We start from the raw sequence: 15524 nt of genomic DNA, 5'->3' as shown, positions 1-15524 counted from the left end.
GCGCAGCGTTCTCATGAATACCTTGCTCGGGTTCTATCAAGACATCGGCCCCGCCTTGTCGTTGCTGGTGGTGCTGACCTTTGTCCTGGCCGGTACGGTCAAGGGCGTGATCGGGCTGGGCCTGCCGACTATCGCCATGGGCCTGCTGGGCCTGGCCATGCCGCCGGCGCAGGCTGCCGCGCTATTGATCGTGCCCTCGACCCTGACCAACCTCTGGCAGCTGGCCAACGGCGGCCATTTGCTGGCGCTGTCGCGACGGCTGGCGGGGATGTTGCTGATGATCTTTGTCGGCACCCTGCTGGGCAGCGTCTGGCTGGGGATCGACAGCGGGCCGTGGGCGGCGCATGCGCTGGGCGGTGCGCTGCTGGTCTATGCCCTGTATGGGTTGGTTGGCCTGGGCTTTCGCGTGGCGCCAGGGCGGGAGTCATGGTTGGGGCCGTTGTGCGGGCTGGTGACGGGCGTGGTGACGGCGGCCACCGGGGTCTTCGTGATGCCCGCTGTCCCTTACCTGCAAGGGCTGGGGCTGTCGCGTGACGAGATGATCCAGGCGCTGGGCCTGTCGTTCACGGTCTCGACCCTGGCCCTGGCGGTCGGCCTGAGCGGCCAGGACGCCCTGGGCGGCCAGGCCTTGGGCGCCTCGCTGCTGATGCTGGCGCCGGCCCTGTTAGGCATGTTCGCCGGTCAGTGGCTGCGCCAGCACATCAGCGCGCAGCTGTTCAGGCGCTGTTTTTTCATCGGCCTGGCACTGCTCGGCGCTCACCTGTTGATCAACGGCTAGCCGAAGAAGGGCTGAGCATGTCGATGCGCTGGATGTCGAAGTCACGCTCCAGGTAGTCCATGCGCTGCGCGAAGAAGCGTTGCATGTGCGGCAGGGCCGAATGCACGTCCAGCGCGGCCTTGCTGGCCCAGACCTCGTAGAACACGAACAGGCTCGGGTCTTCCTGGTCGCGCAGCATGTGGTACTCGATGCAGCCGGGCTCTTCGCGACTCGAGGCGACGTAGGCGCTGAACAGCTCATGGAACGCGTCGGCCATTTCTGGGCGGGTCTTGGCTTTGAGGATGAAGGCGTGTTGCTCGCTCATGGGTGTACCTCTGGAATGTCTGGTGAAACGATTCTAAGGCAACAATCAATGGAGCATTCGTGAATTCAAGGCAAATGTATTTTGCCCCATCACGGCTGTTTCCCACGCTCGCGAGCCCCTAATCTGCCGTCATTCCATTCGACCCCGTCTGCGGATCGACACAGACACCCCGAGGCTCAGCATGAAAAAGATTCTTCTGCTCAATGGCGGTAAACAGTTTGCCCATTCCGATGGCCGCCTGAACGAAACCCTGCATGACACCGCCGTTGCCTACCTCGATCGCGCCGGCTACGACGTCAAGCAGACGTTTATCGATGGCGGCTACGACATCAAGGAGGAGGTGCAGAAGTACCTGTGGGCCGATGTGGTCATCTATCAGATGCCGGGCTGGTGGATGGGCGCGCCGTATACCGTCAAGCAGTATCTGGATGAAGTGTTCACCGAAGGGCACGGCAGCCTCTACGCCAGCGACGGCCGGACCCGCTCCGATGCGTCGCAGAAATACGGCAGCGGCGGTTTGATCCAGGGTAAGCACTACATGATCTCGGCGACCTGGAACGCGCCGCAGCAGGCCTTCGACGACCCAAGCGACTTCTTCGAAGGCAAAGGCGTGGACGCGGTGTACTTCCCGTTCCACAAGGCCAACCAGTTCCTCGGCATGAGCGGCTTGCCGACCTTCCTGGCCGTGGACGTGATGAAGCGCCCGGACGTAGCGGCGACCGTGGCCGCCTATGAAGCGCACCTGGCCGAGGTGTTTGCCAGGGCCCAGTGATCTGCGGCCAGCGGCCCTTGCTCGCGGGGCCGCCAAGCGCTGACAATCAACGCACCCCCCTCGACAGGCGCCGCGTGTGAAAACCCGTTCCGAAGAACTCCAGGTATTCGTCACTGTGATCGACTGCGGGTCGATCTCCGCCGCCGCCGAGCAGATGGGCCAGACGCCGTCGGCGGTCAGCCGCACGCTGTCGCGCCTGGAAGCCAAGCTCGGCACCACGCTGGTCAACCGCACCACTCGGCGCATGGACCTGACCGAGGAGGGGCGGTTCTTCCTCGAGCGTTCGCGGACTATCCTCGAGCAGATGGACGAGATGGAAGAGCGCCTGACGATGAACCGCCAGACTCCGTCCGGGCGGCTGCGGATCAACGCCGCCGCGCCGTTCATGCTGCACGCCATCGTGCCGTGGATCGGCGAGTTTCGGCAGCGCTACCCCGGCATCGAGCTGGAGCTGAACACCGACGACCTGATCATCGACCTGCTCGAGCAGCGCACCGATGTCGCCATTCGCATCGGTGAACTGGCCGACTCCAGCCTGCACGCGCGCTCGCTCGGCTGCAGCCCGGTGCAGATCCTCGCAAGCCCTGCCTACCTGCAACGGCGGGGTACGCCGCAGCGGGTAGAGGACCTCGCCGAACACTGCCTGCTCGGCTTCAGCCAGCCGGGCACCCTCAACCAGTGGCCATTGCGCCACGCCGAGGGCGATCGCTGGAGCATTCGCCCCGACCTGCTCGCCTCCAGTGGCGAGACCCTGCGCCAGCTGGCGCTGGCGGGGGAGGGCATCGTCAGCCTGTCGCACTTCATGACCCACGACGATATCCGTGCCGGGCGCCTGCAGGTGATCCTGGCCGACCTCAACAACGGCTATCGCCAGCCGATCCACGCCGTCTACTACCGCAATACCCAGCTGGCGCTGCGGATCCAGTGTTTCCTCGATTTCATCCAGCACAAGCTGGCCGGCTACGCCTGCTGAGTGTCCTGAACGCGACAGATCTGGCTGATTGGCGTCGTCCGCTGGCGGGGTTGTTTGCTTAGTCGAAGCGCTTCGGCCTTAATGACTGATCAACAAAAACAACACCAAGGAAGTGCACATGCGTCTTGTCATGTTCCAATCCATGGCCCTCGGGGCCGCGATCCTGAGCTGTTCGTCGGCATTTGCCGTCACCCTCGAAGGCGGCGCGGTGGCGGCGCCCGATCAATATGGCGCACAGGTGGCCGCCGATATTCTCAAGAAGGGCGGCAACGCCGTGGATGCCGCAGTGGCCACCGCCTTCACCCTGGCGGTGACCTACCCGGAGGCCGGCAACATCGGCGGCGGCGGCTTCATGACCCTCTACGTCGACGGTAAAGCCTACTTCCTCGACTACCGCGAAGTGGCGCCCAAGGCCGCCACGCGCAACATGTACCTGGACGAAAAAGGCGAGGTGATCGAGAACCTCAGCCTGGTCGGCGTCCGCGCTGCGGGCGTCCCGGGTACGGTGATGGGCATGTGGGAGGCCCACCAGAAGTTCGGCAAGCTGCCGTGGAGCGAGCTGCTGACCCCCGCCATCGGCTATGCCAAAAGCGGGTTCAAGATTGCCCAGAAGCAATACCAGTACCGCGACGATGCCCAGGGCATGTTCAAGACCGCGACCAACTTCAACGACTATTTCGGCAACATGAAGGTGGGCGAGCTGTTCAAGCAGCCGGAGCTGGCGCAGACCCTCGAGCGCATCGCCGACAAAGGCGGCAGCGAGTTCTACCAGGGCAAGACCGCCGACCTGCTGGTGGCGCAGATGCAGGCCGACAAGGGCCTGATCAGCAAGGACGACCTCAAGGACTACAAGGCCTTGTGGCGCCAGCCGATGGCCATCGACTGGCGTGGCAACGTGGTCTATACCGCGCCACCGCCAAGCTCCGGGGGGGTCGCCCTGGCCCAGTTGCTGGGCATCAAGGAGCAGCGCGCGGCAGACTTCAAGGGTGTCGAGCAGAACTCGGCGCGCTACATCCACCTGCTGGCGGAAATCGAGAAACGGGTGTTCGCCGACCGCGCCGATTACCTGGGCGACCCGGCCTTTACCGACGTGCCGGTGGACAAGCTGGTCGCCAAGGACTATCTGGCCGAGCGCGCCAAGCAGGTCAACCCTGATGCCATCTCCGCCACTGACAAGGTGCGGCCAGGCCTGGAACCGCATCAGACCACGCACTTCTCGATCGTCGACAAGCAGGGCAACGCGGTCAGCAACACCTATACCCTCAACCTCGATTACGGCAGTGGCGTGGTGGTCAAGGGCGCGGGCTTCCTGCTCAACGACGAGATGGACGACTTCAGCGCCAAGCCAGGCACGGCCAATGCCTTTGGCGTGATCGGCGGTGACGCCAACGCCATCGCGCCGGGCAAGCGCATGCTCTCGTCGATGAGCCCGAGCCTGGTCACCCGTGACGGCAAGGTGACCCTGGTGCTCGGTACGCCGGGTGGCTCGCGGATCTTCACCTCGATCTTCCAGGTGATGAACAACCTGTACGACTACGACATGCCGTTGGCCAAGGCGGTGGCGGCGCAGCGTGTGCATCACCAGTTGCTGCCCAAGGACACGATCTACTTCGACAGCTATGCGCCGTTGACCGGTGCGGTGGCCGATGAGCTGAAGAAGATGGGCTATGTGCTCGAGGATCAGGGCTGGGAGATGGGCGATATCCAGGCGATCCGGGTGACCGGTGACAAGATCGAAACGGCCTCGGACCCGCGTGGGCGCGGTGAGGGCAGAGTGGTCAAGTAGCGTGCTCGAGTGTCAGCCCAGTCTGTGTTGCCTGGGCTGACGCATTCGCGGGTAAACCCGCTCCTACAGGGTCAGCGGATAACCCTGTGGGAGCGGGTTTACCCGCGAAAAGAACGCTGCCTGTTCGGGTCAGACGCGGAACTGGCTGACCAGCATCTGCAGATGACCACCCAGCCGCGCCAGCTCCACGCTGGACGCCGCGGTCTCGTCACTGGCCGCCGCGGTCTGTTCGGACACATCCCGCACATTCAGAATGCTCCGGCTGATCTCTTCAGCCACGGCGCTCTGCTGCTCCGCCGCCGCCGCAATCTGCTGGTTCATCGACTGGATGTTCGACACCGTCCGGGTGATGTTCTCCAGCGAGCCACCGGCCTTGCGCGCCAGTTCGACGCTGCTCTGGGTCAGGCTGCTGCTGCCGAGCATGGCATTGGCCACCTGCTGGGTGCCGTGCTGCAGGCCGGCGACCAGCACTTCGATCTCTTCGGTGGACTTCTGCGTGCGCTGGGCCAGGCCGCGCACTTCGTCGGCAACCACGGCGAAACCACGCCCGGCTTCACCGGCCCGGGCCGCTTCGATGGCGGCGTTCAGCGCCAGCAGGTTGGTCTGCTCGGCCACCGACTTGATCACGTCCATGACGCTGCCGATCTTCTGGCTTTCCTGCTGCAGCAGGTTCATCGCTTCGGTCGAACGCTGGACTTCCTCGGCCAGGCGCTCGATCTGGCTGATCGCCTCACCGACCACCCGATCACCCGCACGCGCTTCGTCGTCGGCGCCGGTCGCGGCATGCGAGGCTTGCTCGGCATTACGCGCCACTTCCTGAACGGTCGCGGCCATCTCGTGCATCGCGGTCGCCACCTGGTCAGTCTCGACCTTCTGGCTGTTGGCACCGGCGCTGGTCTGCTCGGTGACCGCCGACAGCTCTTCAGCCGCGCTGGCGATCTGCGTGACGCCGTCACGAATACCACTGATCAGCTCACGCAGAGTCGTGCCCATGCGGCCAATGCTCTGTTGCAGCACCCCCAGCTCGTCGCGACGGGTGACGCGCAGGTCGTGGGTGAGGTCGCCGGCGGCGATGCGTTCGACGGCGGTCATGGTCTCGCGCAGCGGGCGGGTGATCTGGCGGGTGATGATCACCGCGGCAAACACGCCGACCAGCAGTGCCAGCAGGGTAGAGATCATCTGCAGGCTGCGCGCCTGGGCGCTTTCGATGTCGCGGCGCTCGATCTGGATCTTGTACAGCGCGTCGCTGCGCTTGACGATGTCGGCGCCTTGCACGGTCATCTCGGCACGGGCCACGGCGATCGCTGCCGTCGCATCGCGGAACGCCCGCACAGCGTCACGGTAGGCCTGCACGCTCTGGTCGAACTGCTGCAGGCGCGCGCTTTCGTTGGGCAACTGACGCTTGAGGTTGTCGACTTCGAGCAGTGCGGCATCGAGCTGACGCAATGCGGCCTGCTCGCTGGTGGCACTGTTGTCGGCAATGTAGCCGCGCACGTCGACGCGCACCTGGAGCAGTTGCTGGCGGGCTTTGCTGATGGCCTGGTACTGGGTCAGGCGCACGCTGTCGACCTCGGCCTGGGCGAGCACGTCGCGGCTGATCGCGTCGAGGATCTCGTCGGCCCTGGCGGCGGTCACGTTCATGTTCTCGCGGTTGGCCAGGGTGGTCTTGTAGCCCGCACGCATCTTGGTCAGCGACTGTTTGTAGTCGCTGATGATGCCACCGAGCTCATTGAGCAGCTTGACGTTGTCCGGGCTCTTGAAGGTGCTCGCCAAATGCTGCTGCTGGGCACTGAAGGCATCCAGCTTGGCCTGGGTGTTGGCGGCGGCGCTGTCGTCGCCGTTGGCCAGCATGTACTGCAGGCGCGCCACGCGCAGGTTGGTCAGGTCGTTGTTGAGCTGACCGATGTCGCCCATCCAGTTGCTGCGGTCGATCAGGCTGCCCAGGCTGGTCCAGCCGGTCAGGGCCAGCAGGCCGGTCAGAAGCAGGACCAGGCCGAAGCCCAGGCCCAGTTTGAGGTTGACGCTGATGTTGGCAAACCAGCTGTTCATGCACGCTCTCCAGAAATTGATTTCGCTCACTTGATCGCAATCGCTGGGCGTTATTCTTCCTGAGTGCCCGCTGATTCGTGCAGGAGTTATCGGCCAGTTGGCCGTGAGCTGAAACGCTTTTTCTGGAGATTTGTAACCGTATGATAAACGGCGTTTTTTCAGCAAACGCCAGGGCCGCAAGGCGGCCCCGAGAGGTTCACAGGGTGCGTGCGTTGAAGGTATCGCAGCGGTTCACATCGCCATTGCCGAACCCGGCCTTGAACCAGCGCACCCGCTGCGCCGAGGTGCCATGGGTGAACGAGTCCGGGACCACGCGGCCCTGGCCTTGCTGCTGCAGGCGGTCATCGCCAATCGCATTGGCGGCATTCAAGGCCTCCTCGATGTCGCCCGGCTCCAGCCAGTTCAGGCGCTTCTGTGCCTGATAGGCCCAGACCCCGGCGAAGCAGTCGGCCTGCAGCTCCTGGCGCACCAGCAAGCCATTGTCGCCTTCCATTTTCTGGCCGCGCTGGCGGGCGGCCTGGACCTGTTCAGACACCCCGAGCAGGGTCTGCACGTGGTGGCCGATCTCGTGGGCGATCACATAGGCCTGGGCGAAGTCGCCGGCAGCGGCGAAGCGGGTTTCCATTTCGCGGAAGAAGCTCATGTCCAGGTACACCCGCTGGTCGCCCGGGCAGTAGAACGGCCCGACCGCCGACGAGGCAAAGCCGCAGGCGGAACTGACCTGGCCGCTGAACAGCACCAGCTTGGGATCGCGGTACTGCTTGCCGGCCTGGGCGAACAGCGCCTTCCAGGTGTCTTCGGTGTCACCGAGGATCGAGGCGACGAACGCGGCCTGCTCGTCGTTGGCGGGCGGCGCCTTGCTTTCGATGCCGGCCGGGGCGGTTTGCTGCTGTTCCATCTGGCCGGCGAGCTGGCCGAGGATCTGCATCGGGTCCTGGCCGGTCAGCCAACCAATGCCGACGATCACCAGAATGGCGCCGAGCCCAAGGCCCTTGCCACCGCCGAAGCGCATGCCACCCCCACCACCGCCCCCGCCACGGGCATCGACGACATTGTCGCTACGTCGGCCTTTTCGCCATTCCATGATGTGCTCTCCAGACCTTGAAACATGAAGACAAAGGTTAGTTCAGTGACGACCGCTCTGTAAGCCGATGCAAACAGGCATAACCAAACGGTTATGCCTGAGACCGCTGATTTCAGTATTCATCACGCCCGACCTGTCGGAAACTGTAAGTCCGCCTGCCACGCCCAGGCGTTTGAACATTCCAATAAGAGGAAAACGGCATGCCCGCTCAGGACAACAGCCGCTTCGTGATCCGTGATCGCAACTGGCACCCGAAAGCCTTTACCCCTGACTACAAGACCTCGATTGCCCGCTCGCCGCGCCAGGCGCTGGTGAGCATTCCGCAGTCGATCAGCGAGAGCACCGGTCCGGACTTCACCCACTTGCGCTTTGGTCAGCACGACAACGACCTGCTGCTGAACTTCGACAACGGTGGCCTGCCGATCGGCGAGCGCATCATCGTTGCCGGCCGCGTCATCGACCAGTACGGCAAGCCTGTGCCGAACACCCTGGTGGAAATGTGGCAGGCCAATGCCGGTGGCCGCTACCGGCACAAGAACGACCGCTACCTGGCCCCGCTGGACCCGAACTTCGGTGGCGTCGGTCGTGCCCTGACCGACAGCGACGGCTACTACAGCTTCCGCACCATCAAGCCAGGCCCGTACCCATGGCGCAACGGCCCCAACGACTGGCGTCCGGCGCACATCCACTTCTCGGTCAGTGGCCCGTCGATCTCGACCAAGCTGATCACCCAGCTGTACTTCGAGGGTGACCCGCTGATCCCGCTGTGCCCGATCGTCAAGTCGATCGCCAACCCGCAAGCGGTACAGCAGTTGATCGCCAAGCTCGACATGAGCAACGCCAACCCGATGGACTGCCTGGCCTACCGCTTTGATATCGTCCTGCGCGGCCAGCGCCAGACCCACTTCGAAAACCGCTGAGGAGCGCCGTCATGCCAATCGAACTGCTGCCGGAAACCCCCTCGCAGACCGCCGGCCCCTACGTCCACATCGGCCTGGCCCTGGAAGCGGCCGGCAACCCGACCCGTGACCAGGAAATCTGGAACCGCCTGGCCCGCCCTGAAGCCGCCGGCGAGCACATCCTGTTGCTGGGCCAGGTCTACGACGGTAACGGCCACCTGGTGCGCGACTCGTTCCTGGAAATCTGGCAGGCCGACGCCAACGGCGAGTACCAGGATGACTACAACCTGGAAAACGCCTTCAACAGCTTTGGTCGCACCGCCACCACCTTCGACTCCGGTGACTGGACCCTGCACACGGTCAAGCCGGGTGTGGTGAACAACGCCGCGGGCGTGCCGATGGCGCCGCACATCAACATCAGCCTGTTCGCCCGGGGCATCAACATCCAGCTGCACACGCGGCTGTACTTCGATGACGAGGCCGAGGCCAACGCCAAGTGCCCGGTGCTCAACCTGATCGAGCAGCCGCAACGCCGCGAGACGTTGATTGCCAAGCGCTGCGAAGTGGACGGCAAGACGGCGTATCGCTTCGACATGCGTATTCAGGGCGAAGGCGAGACGGTGTTCTTCGACTTCTGATCTGAGGTAAACGAAAACAGGGCCTTTCGAGGCGTTCTTTTCGCGGGTGAACCCGCTCCCACAGGATCTCCATCGGACCCTGTGGGAGCGGGTTTACCCGCGAAAAGAACGCCGCGAAGGCCCTGTTTTTTTGTCTGACCCAGACGGGTCAGCGGCGGACCAGCAACACCCCGCTTTCCATGTGATGGGTGTAGGGGAACTGGTCGAACAATGCGCAGCGTTCGATCCGGTGGGTGTCGTGCAGCTGGGCGATGTTGGCCGCCAGGGTTTCCGGGTTGCACGAGATGTACAGGATGCGCTCGAAGCGTCGGGTCAGCTCGCACGTGTCCGGGTCCATGCCGGCGCGCGGCGGGTCGACGAACACCGTGCCGAAATCGTAGCTTTTCAGGTCGATGCCTTCGAGGCGACGGAACGGGCGAACCTCGTTCAGCGCCTGGGTCAGCTCTTCGGCCGACAGGCGTACCAGGCGCACGTTGTCCACGCCGTTCTCGTCGAGGTTGTGCAGCGCGGCGTTGACCGAGGTCTTGCTGATCTCGGTGGCCAGCACCTGACGCACGCGGGTGGCCAGCGGCAGAGTGAAGTTGCCGTTGCCGCAGTACAGCTCGAGCAGGTCATCGTCGCGTTCGCCGATGGCCTCGAAGGCCCAGTTGAGCATCTTCTGGTTGACCATGCCGTTGGGCTGGGTGAAGGCGCCCTCGGGTTGGCGGTAGCTGAAGGTGCGCCCGGCGACGTCGAGTTTCTCTACCGCATAGTCGCGGCCAATCACCAGACGCTTGCCCTTGGAGCGGCCGATCAGGCTCACACCGAGGTCTTCGGCCAGTTGCCGTGCGGCGCTCTCCCAGGCTTCATCGAGTGGGCGGTGGTAGCACAGGGTGACCATCGCATCGCCCGCCAGGGTGGTGAGGAACTCCACCTGGAACAGCCGGTTGCTGAGTGCTTCGCTGGCCTGCCAGGCGGCTTTCAGGCGCGGCATCAGCACATTGATGCGCTCGCTGGCGATCGGGAAGTCGTCGATCAGGATCGCCTTGTGCTTCTCGCCGGGGGCGAACATCGCGTAATGGCGCTGGCCCTCCTCGCGCCACAGGCGGAACTCGGCGCGCAGCCGATAATGCTCGCGCGGCGAGTCGAATACCGCCGGCTGCGGCGCATCGAACGGCGCCAGCAGGTCGCGCAGGCGCTCGACTTTGGGCGCCAGCAGGCTTTGGTAGGCAGACGGATCGAAGACAGCACTCATGCGTTGAACCAGCCCAGCTTGATGACGAACAGAATGGAGAGGATCACCAGCGCCGGGTTGAGGTCCTGGCGGCGGCCCGAGAGCAGCTTGATGGCGGTCCAGGCGATAAAGCCGAAGGCGATGCCGTTGGCGATCGAGTAGGTCAGCGGCATGGCCAGGGCGGTCACCACCACCGGCGCCGCTTCGGTGACGTCGTCCCAGTTGATTTCAGCCAGGCCCGAGGCCATCAGTACGGCGACGAACAGCAACGCTGGCGCGGTGGCGAAGGCCGGTACGCTGCTGGCCAGCGGTGCGAAGAACAATGCCAGGAGGAACAGCACCGCGACCACGATGGCGGTCAGGCCGGTGCGGCCACCGGCGCTGACGCCGGCGGCCGACTCGATGTAGCTGGTGGTGGTCGAGGTGCCCAGCAGCGAGCCGGCCATGGCGGCGGTACTGTCGGCGATCAGCGCACGGCCCATCTTCGGCATGTGGCCGTCCTTGCCCATCAGGCCGGCGCGCTTGGCGACGCCGATGAGGGTGCCGGAGTTGTCGAACAGGTCGACGAACAGGAAGGCGAAGATCACGCTGACCAGGCCCACGTCGAGCGCCCCGGCGATGTCCAGCTGGAGGAAGGTCGGCGCCAGCGACGGCGGCATCGACACCACCCCGGCGAACGGCGTCACGCCCATCACGATCGAGGCCACGGTCACCGCGAGGATGCCGATCAGCACCGCGCCACGGACTTTCATCGCCTCGAGGGCGACGATCAGGAAGAAGCCCAGGGTGGCCAGCACCGGCGCCGGGTTCTTGAGGTCGCCAAGGCCGACCAGGGTGGCCGGGTTATCGACGACGATGCCAGCGTTATGCAGGGCGATCAACGCCAGGAACAAACCGATGCCGGCGGCAATCGCCGAGCGCAGCGGCAGCGGAATGCTGTTCACGATCCATTCGCGGATACGGAAGATCGACAGCAGGAAGAACAGCACCGCCGACAGGAACACCGCGCCCAGCGCGACCTGCCAGGTGTGGCCCATGTGCAGGACCACGGTGTAGGTGAAGAAGGCGTTGAGGCCCATGCCCGGCGCCAGGGCGATCGGGTAGTTGGCGATCAGGCCCATGGTCGCCGAGCCGATGGCTGCTGCCAGGCAGGTGGCGACGAAGATCGCGCCCTTGTCCATGCCGGTCTCGCCGAGGATGCTCGGGTTGACGAACAGGATGTAGGCCATGGCCAGGAAGGTGGTGACGCCCGCGAGTATCTCGGTGCGCACATTGGTGTTGTGTGCTTTTAGTTGAAACAGCCTTTCCAGCATGCCCGCTCCCCTGGCGCCCCCGGCGCCGTGAATGTATCGACCCCATCAGCAAAGCACAGACCGTACCGGATGCCGTGTTTATGTGGGGCTGAAAAAAGCCGCGCATCATACCAGCATGCTCGGTGAGCGGTAATCAATGTCGCGATACACTGCAGATTCTGCGCCGCACGCCGTAGGCGGCCATCCTGTGAGCACTGCTGTGCAACTGATTGACTACCGAGACCTGAACCCGGCCCAGCGCGCTCAACTGAGCGCTATCCAGCTGCTGCCCGAGCAGCTGCAGTATGCCGGCGACGTGGCCAGTGCCCTGTACCTGCTGCTGAGCTGCAACAGCGACCAGCGGCGCGCCGTGGCGCTGTTGCTCGACGACGTGCCACGGGCGTTCCTGTTGCTTCAGTGTGGTGCGTTCCTGCCCGCCTGGGCGGCGGCTGACGCGGCGACGATCACGGCCTTGCAGGTCGACCATCGGTTTCAAGGCCGCGGCGTGGGGCGAGCTTGCCTGCAGGCGCTGCCGGGCCTGGTCCAGGCCATGTGGCCAGACGTCTGCCGCCTTCAGTTGTCGGTGGACCGGGCAAACCACGCCGGCCTGGCGTTCTACCAGGCGACTGGCTGGCAGGACACCGGTGAGGGTTACCGCGCCCGCAGCGGCTACGAGTGCTGCCTGACGCTGACCTTGTAGGCGGCCCCCCGACGATCAGCCGCCCGGCTTGCTGTGCAGTTGATCGCGACCCGCCAGCGTGGGGAACAGTTTTATCCACACCCCGGTCACCACCAGGGTACCGACGCCACCGAGGACGACGGCCGGCACCGTACCGAACCAGTGCGCCGTCACCCCCGACTCGAACTCGCCGAGCTGGTTCGAAGCACCAATGAACAAGCCGTTGACCGCGCTCACCCGCCCGCGCATCTCGTCCGGCGTCTCCAGCTGCACGAACGAGCTGCGGATGACCATGCTGATCATGTCGGCCGCGCCCAGCACCACCAGCACCGCCAGCGAGAACCAGAACGAGGTCGACAGGCCAAAGGCGATGGTCGCCACGCCGAACACCCCCACCGCGGTAAACATGGTCCGGCCCACTTTGCGTTCGAACGGGAAGCGCGCCAGCCACACCGACATCAGCAACGCGCCGACCGCCGGTGCCGACCGCAGCAGGCCCAGGCCCCAGGCACCGGTGAGCAGGATGTCCTTGGCGAACACCGGCAGCAGCGCGGTGGCGCCGCCGAGCAGCACGGCGAACAAGTCCAGCGAGATGGCGCCGAGGATGTCCGGCCGGCTGCGGATGAAGCGGATCCCGGCCAGCAGCGACTCGAGGCTGGCGCGGCCGCGTTGCGGCACTTGCTGGCGGGCATCCAGGCTCAGCGTCAGCGCGCAGGCGATCACGTACAGCGCCACGGTCGGGCCGTACACCCAGATGCTGCCGAACGCATAGAGCAAGCCACCGATTGCCGGGGCCACGATGGTCGCGGCCTGGGTCGCCGACGCCGACGCCGCCACTGCTCGCGGGAACAGCCCTGGCGGCACCACGTTGGGCAGCAACGCCTGGGTCGCGGGCATTTCGAACGAGCGGGTGGCACCGAGCAGGAACGCCAGGATGAAGATCATCTCGCGGCTGACGCTGTCGCTGGCGCTGCCAACGACCAGGGCCACGGCGATCAAGGCTTGCAGGCTCTGGCACAGGGCGGCCACCTTGCGCCGGTCATAGCGGTCGGCGACATGCCCGGTGTGCAGCATGAACAGCACCCGTGGGGCGAACTCGACCAGGCCGACCAGGCCCAGGTCGAGCACGTTGCCGGTCAGCTGATAGAGCTGCCAGCCGATGGCCACGGTGAGCATCTGGAAGCCGCTGGCGGTAAACACCCGGGCCAGCCAGAAGGCGAGAAAGGGACGGTGGTGACGTAACAACTGCGGGGCGGAGTCGGACATCGTGAAACCTGCAGCCTCGGCGATCCTGGGGGGAGCTGAGCGTACCACCTGTTTGTAACAAATGGTTGCTATGGCGCGAAGTGAGCACCTTTTCACACTGGGGTAAAGCGGGTGAGGCAAGCGGTCACGCGGCATTCAACCACACGCCTGGCGTGCGCATTCGGGACTATGCTTGAAAACAACCGTTGATTTGGATCAATCGTTCCAAAAGCAACGGTTTGGCCACCAGGCCTGATTCCCTGCGATCGAACAGAACAATTCCAACGCGCCGCACTCGATAACCGTGGGGGCAGTGGGCACCAGGGCCACACGCCCGGACGCCGGATTCTCTGAAGAGGAAGCACCATGTTCGGCTTAGAAGCCCTAGAGCTCGCCCGAATCCAGTTTGCCTTTACCGTGTCGTTTCACATCCTGTTCCCGGCCATCACCATTGGCCTGGCGAGCTATCTGGCAGTCCTCGAAGGCCTGTGGCTGAAGACCCACAACGATGTGTACCGTGACCTCTACCACTTCTGGTCGAAGATCTTTGCCGTCAACTTCGGCATGGGCGTGGTCTCGGGCCTGGTCATGGCCTATCAGTTCGGGACCAACTGGAGCCGTTTCTCGGACTTCGCCGGGGCGGTGACCGGCCCCTTGCTCACCTACGAAGTCCTCACGGCCTTCTTCCTCGAGGCGGGTTTCCTCGGGGTCATGCTGTTTGGCTGGAACCGCGTCGGCCGAGGGCTGCACTTCTTCTCCACGTTGATGGTGGCGCTGGGCACGTTGGTCTCGACCTTCTGGATTCTGGCCTCCAACAGCTGGATGCAGACGCCCCAGGGCCATGAAATCATCGACGGCCGCGTGGTCCCGGCCGATTGGCTGATGATCATCTTCAACCCGTCGTTCCCCTATCGATTGATGCACATGGCCACCGCCGCCTTTGTCGCCACGGCGTTCTTCGTCGGCGCCTCGGCCGCCTGGCACCTGCTGCGCGGGCGGGACAATCCGGCCGTGCGCAAGATGCTCTCGATGGCCATGTGGATGGCCCTGATCGTCGCCCCGGTGCAGGCGGTGATCGGCGACTTCCACGGCCTCAACACCTTGAAGCACCAGCCGGCGAAAATCGCCGCCATCGAAGGCCACTGGGAAAACGTGCCCGGCGAGCCGACCCCGCTGATCCTGTTCGGCATCCCCGACATGCAGGCCGAGACCACCCGCTACAAGCTGGAGATCCCGGCGCTGGGCAGCCTGATCCTGACCCACAGCCTGGACAAGCAGGTGCCGGCCTTGAAGGAGTTTCCGGCGGCAGACCGGCCCAACTCGACCATTGTGTTCTGGTCGTTCCGGGTAATGGTCGGCCTTGGGTTCCTGATGATCTTCGTCGGCCTGTGGAGCCTGTGGCTGCGCCGAGGGGGCAAGCTCTACAGCTGCAAGCCGTTCCTCTACCTGGCGTTGTGGATGGGCCCGTCCGGGCTGATCGCGGTGCTGGCCGGCTGGTTCACCACCGAAATCGGCCGACAGCCGTGGGTGGTGTATGGCCTGATGCGCACCTCGGAGGGCGTTTCCAACCACAGCACACTGCAGCTCAGCCTGACCCTGGTGATCTTCGTGGTGGTCTACTTCGCCCTGTTCGGCACCGGCCTGGGCTACATGATGCGCCTGGTGCGCAAGGGCCCGCACACCGGCGAGGGCGACAGCCAGCCTCCGGGCGGCCCTGGCCAGCAGCGCACGCCGGCGCGACCGTTGTCGGCCGCTGACGACAGCGCTGACGCCAATACCGACGCCGTCAGCCTGAACAAGGAGGCCTGAGCC

14 protein-coding genes are annotated in these 15524 nt (G+C 64.7%); 8 read left to right on the top strand and 6 right to left on the bottom strand.

Translation table 11 applies throughout. From position 1 onward, the window contains the following. Positions 1-13: 13 nt before the first annotated feature. Complete coding sequence (locus tag CCOS865_RS25070; protein WP_119145935.1) at positions 14-778, top strand: sulfite exporter TauE/SafE family protein; 765 nt, start codon at positions 14-16, stop codon at positions 776-778. On the opposite strand, the gene CCOS865_RS25065 is transcribed toward CCOS865_RS25070, so the two are convergent. Continuing rightward, complete coding sequence (locus CCOS865_RS25065) at positions 768-1082, bottom strand: putative quinol monooxygenase (RefSeq protein ID WP_119145933.1); 315 nt, start codon at positions 1080-1082, stop codon at positions 768-770. The genes CCOS865_RS25070 and CCOS865_RS25065 overlap by 11 nt on opposite strands. 181 nt (positions 1083-1263) lie before the next feature. Here CCOS865_RS25065 and mdaB point away from each other — a divergent pair, with 181 nt between their 5' ends. The 3 genes from mdaB (at position 1264) to ggt (ending at position 4613) form a co-directional block, all read left to right on the top strand. Continuing rightward, positions 1264-1854, top strand: coding sequence for an NADPH:quinone oxidoreductase MdaB (mdaB, locus tag CCOS865_RS25060; protein WP_119145931.1), 591 nt, complete (start codon positions 1264-1266; stop codon positions 1852-1854). A gap of 76 nt (positions 1855-1930) precedes the next feature. Then, entirely contained in the window at positions 1931-2827 is an 897-nt protein-coding gene (locus CCOS865_RS25055) for a LysR family transcriptional regulator (protein ID WP_119145929.1), read from the top strand. A 118-nt stretch (positions 2828-2945) separates the two neighbouring features. Next, positions 2946-4613, top strand: coding sequence for a gamma-glutamyltransferase (gene ggt / locus CCOS865_RS25050; protein ID WP_119145926.1), 1668 nt, complete (start codon positions 2946-2948; stop codon positions 4611-4613). A 129-nt stretch (positions 4614-4742) separates the two neighbouring features. Here ggt and CCOS865_RS25045 read toward each other — a convergent pair whose 3' ends face one another. Next, positions 4743-6662 (bottom strand): methyl-accepting chemotaxis protein, encoded by a 1920-nt coding sequence (locus CCOS865_RS25045; protein ID WP_119145924.1) that lies wholly within the window; start codon positions 6660-6662, stop codon positions 4743-4745. A gap of 196 nt (positions 6663-6858) precedes the next feature. Then, entirely contained in the window at positions 6859-7746 is an 888-nt protein-coding gene (gene ypfJ, locus CCOS865_RS25040; RefSeq protein ID WP_119145922.1) for a KPN_02809 family neutral zinc metallopeptidase, read from the bottom strand. Between the two features lie 200 nt (positions 7747-7946). Between ypfJ and pcaH the strand changes: the two genes are divergently transcribed. Both pcaH and pcaG read left to right on the top strand, forming a co-directional pair. Then, positions 7947-8666 (top strand): protocatechuate 3,4-dioxygenase subunit beta, encoded by a 720-nt coding sequence (pcaH, locus tag CCOS865_RS25035; protein ID WP_119145920.1) that lies wholly within the window; start codon positions 7947-7949, stop codon positions 8664-8666. Between the two features lie 11 nt (positions 8667-8677). After that, positions 8678-9283 (top strand): protocatechuate 3,4-dioxygenase subunit alpha, encoded by a 606-nt coding sequence (gene pcaG, locus CCOS865_RS25030; RefSeq protein WP_119145918.1) that lies wholly within the window; start codon positions 8678-8680, stop codon positions 9281-9283. A 148-nt stretch (positions 9284-9431) separates the two neighbouring features. On the opposite strand, the gene trmA is transcribed toward pcaG, so the two are convergent. Together trmA and CCOS865_RS25020 are read right to left on the bottom strand one after the other, a co-directional pair. Then, positions 9432-10517, bottom strand: coding sequence for a tRNA (uridine(54)-C5)-methyltransferase TrmA (gene trmA, locus CCOS865_RS25025; protein ID WP_119145916.1), 1086 nt, complete (start codon positions 10515-10517; stop codon positions 9432-9434). After that, a complete protein-coding gene (locus tag CCOS865_RS25020) occupies positions 10514-11809 on the bottom strand; it encodes an NCS2 family permease (protein ID WP_119145914.1) in 1296 nt (431 codons plus the stop codon). The genes trmA and CCOS865_RS25020 overlap by 4 nt, the downstream gene beginning before the upstream one ends. 187 nt (positions 11810-11996) lie before the next feature. Here CCOS865_RS25020 and CCOS865_RS25015 point away from each other — a divergent pair, with 187 nt between their 5' ends. Then, positions 11997-12488 (top strand): GNAT family N-acetyltransferase, encoded by a 492-nt coding sequence (locus CCOS865_RS25015; protein ID WP_244216176.1) that lies wholly within the window; start codon positions 11997-11999, stop codon positions 12486-12488. A gap of 15 nt (positions 12489-12503) precedes the next feature. Here the strand turns inward: CCOS865_RS25015 and CCOS865_RS25010 are convergent, their stop codons facing one another. After that, positions 12504-13733: an MFS transporter gene (locus CCOS865_RS25010; RefSeq protein ID WP_119145912.1), complete on the bottom strand. Its 1230-nt coding sequence runs from the start codon at positions 13731-13733 to the stop codon at positions 12504-12506. A 345-nt stretch (positions 13734-14078) separates the two neighbouring features. Between CCOS865_RS25010 and CCOS865_RS25005 the strand changes: the two genes are divergently transcribed. Then, positions 14079-15521: a cytochrome ubiquinol oxidase subunit I gene (locus tag CCOS865_RS25005; protein ID WP_119145910.1), complete on the top strand. Its 1443-nt coding sequence runs from the start codon at positions 14079-14081 to the stop codon at positions 15519-15521. Positions 15522-15524 lie beyond the last annotated feature (3 nt).

The sequence above is a fragment of the Pseudomonas reidholzensis genome, from assembly GCF_900536025.1.
GTDB classification, from domain to species: domain Bacteria; phylum Pseudomonadota; class Gammaproteobacteria; order Pseudomonadales; family Pseudomonadaceae; genus Aquipseudomonas; species Aquipseudomonas reidholzensis.
This window is presented reverse-complemented; position numbering and strand designations above follow the sequence as displayed.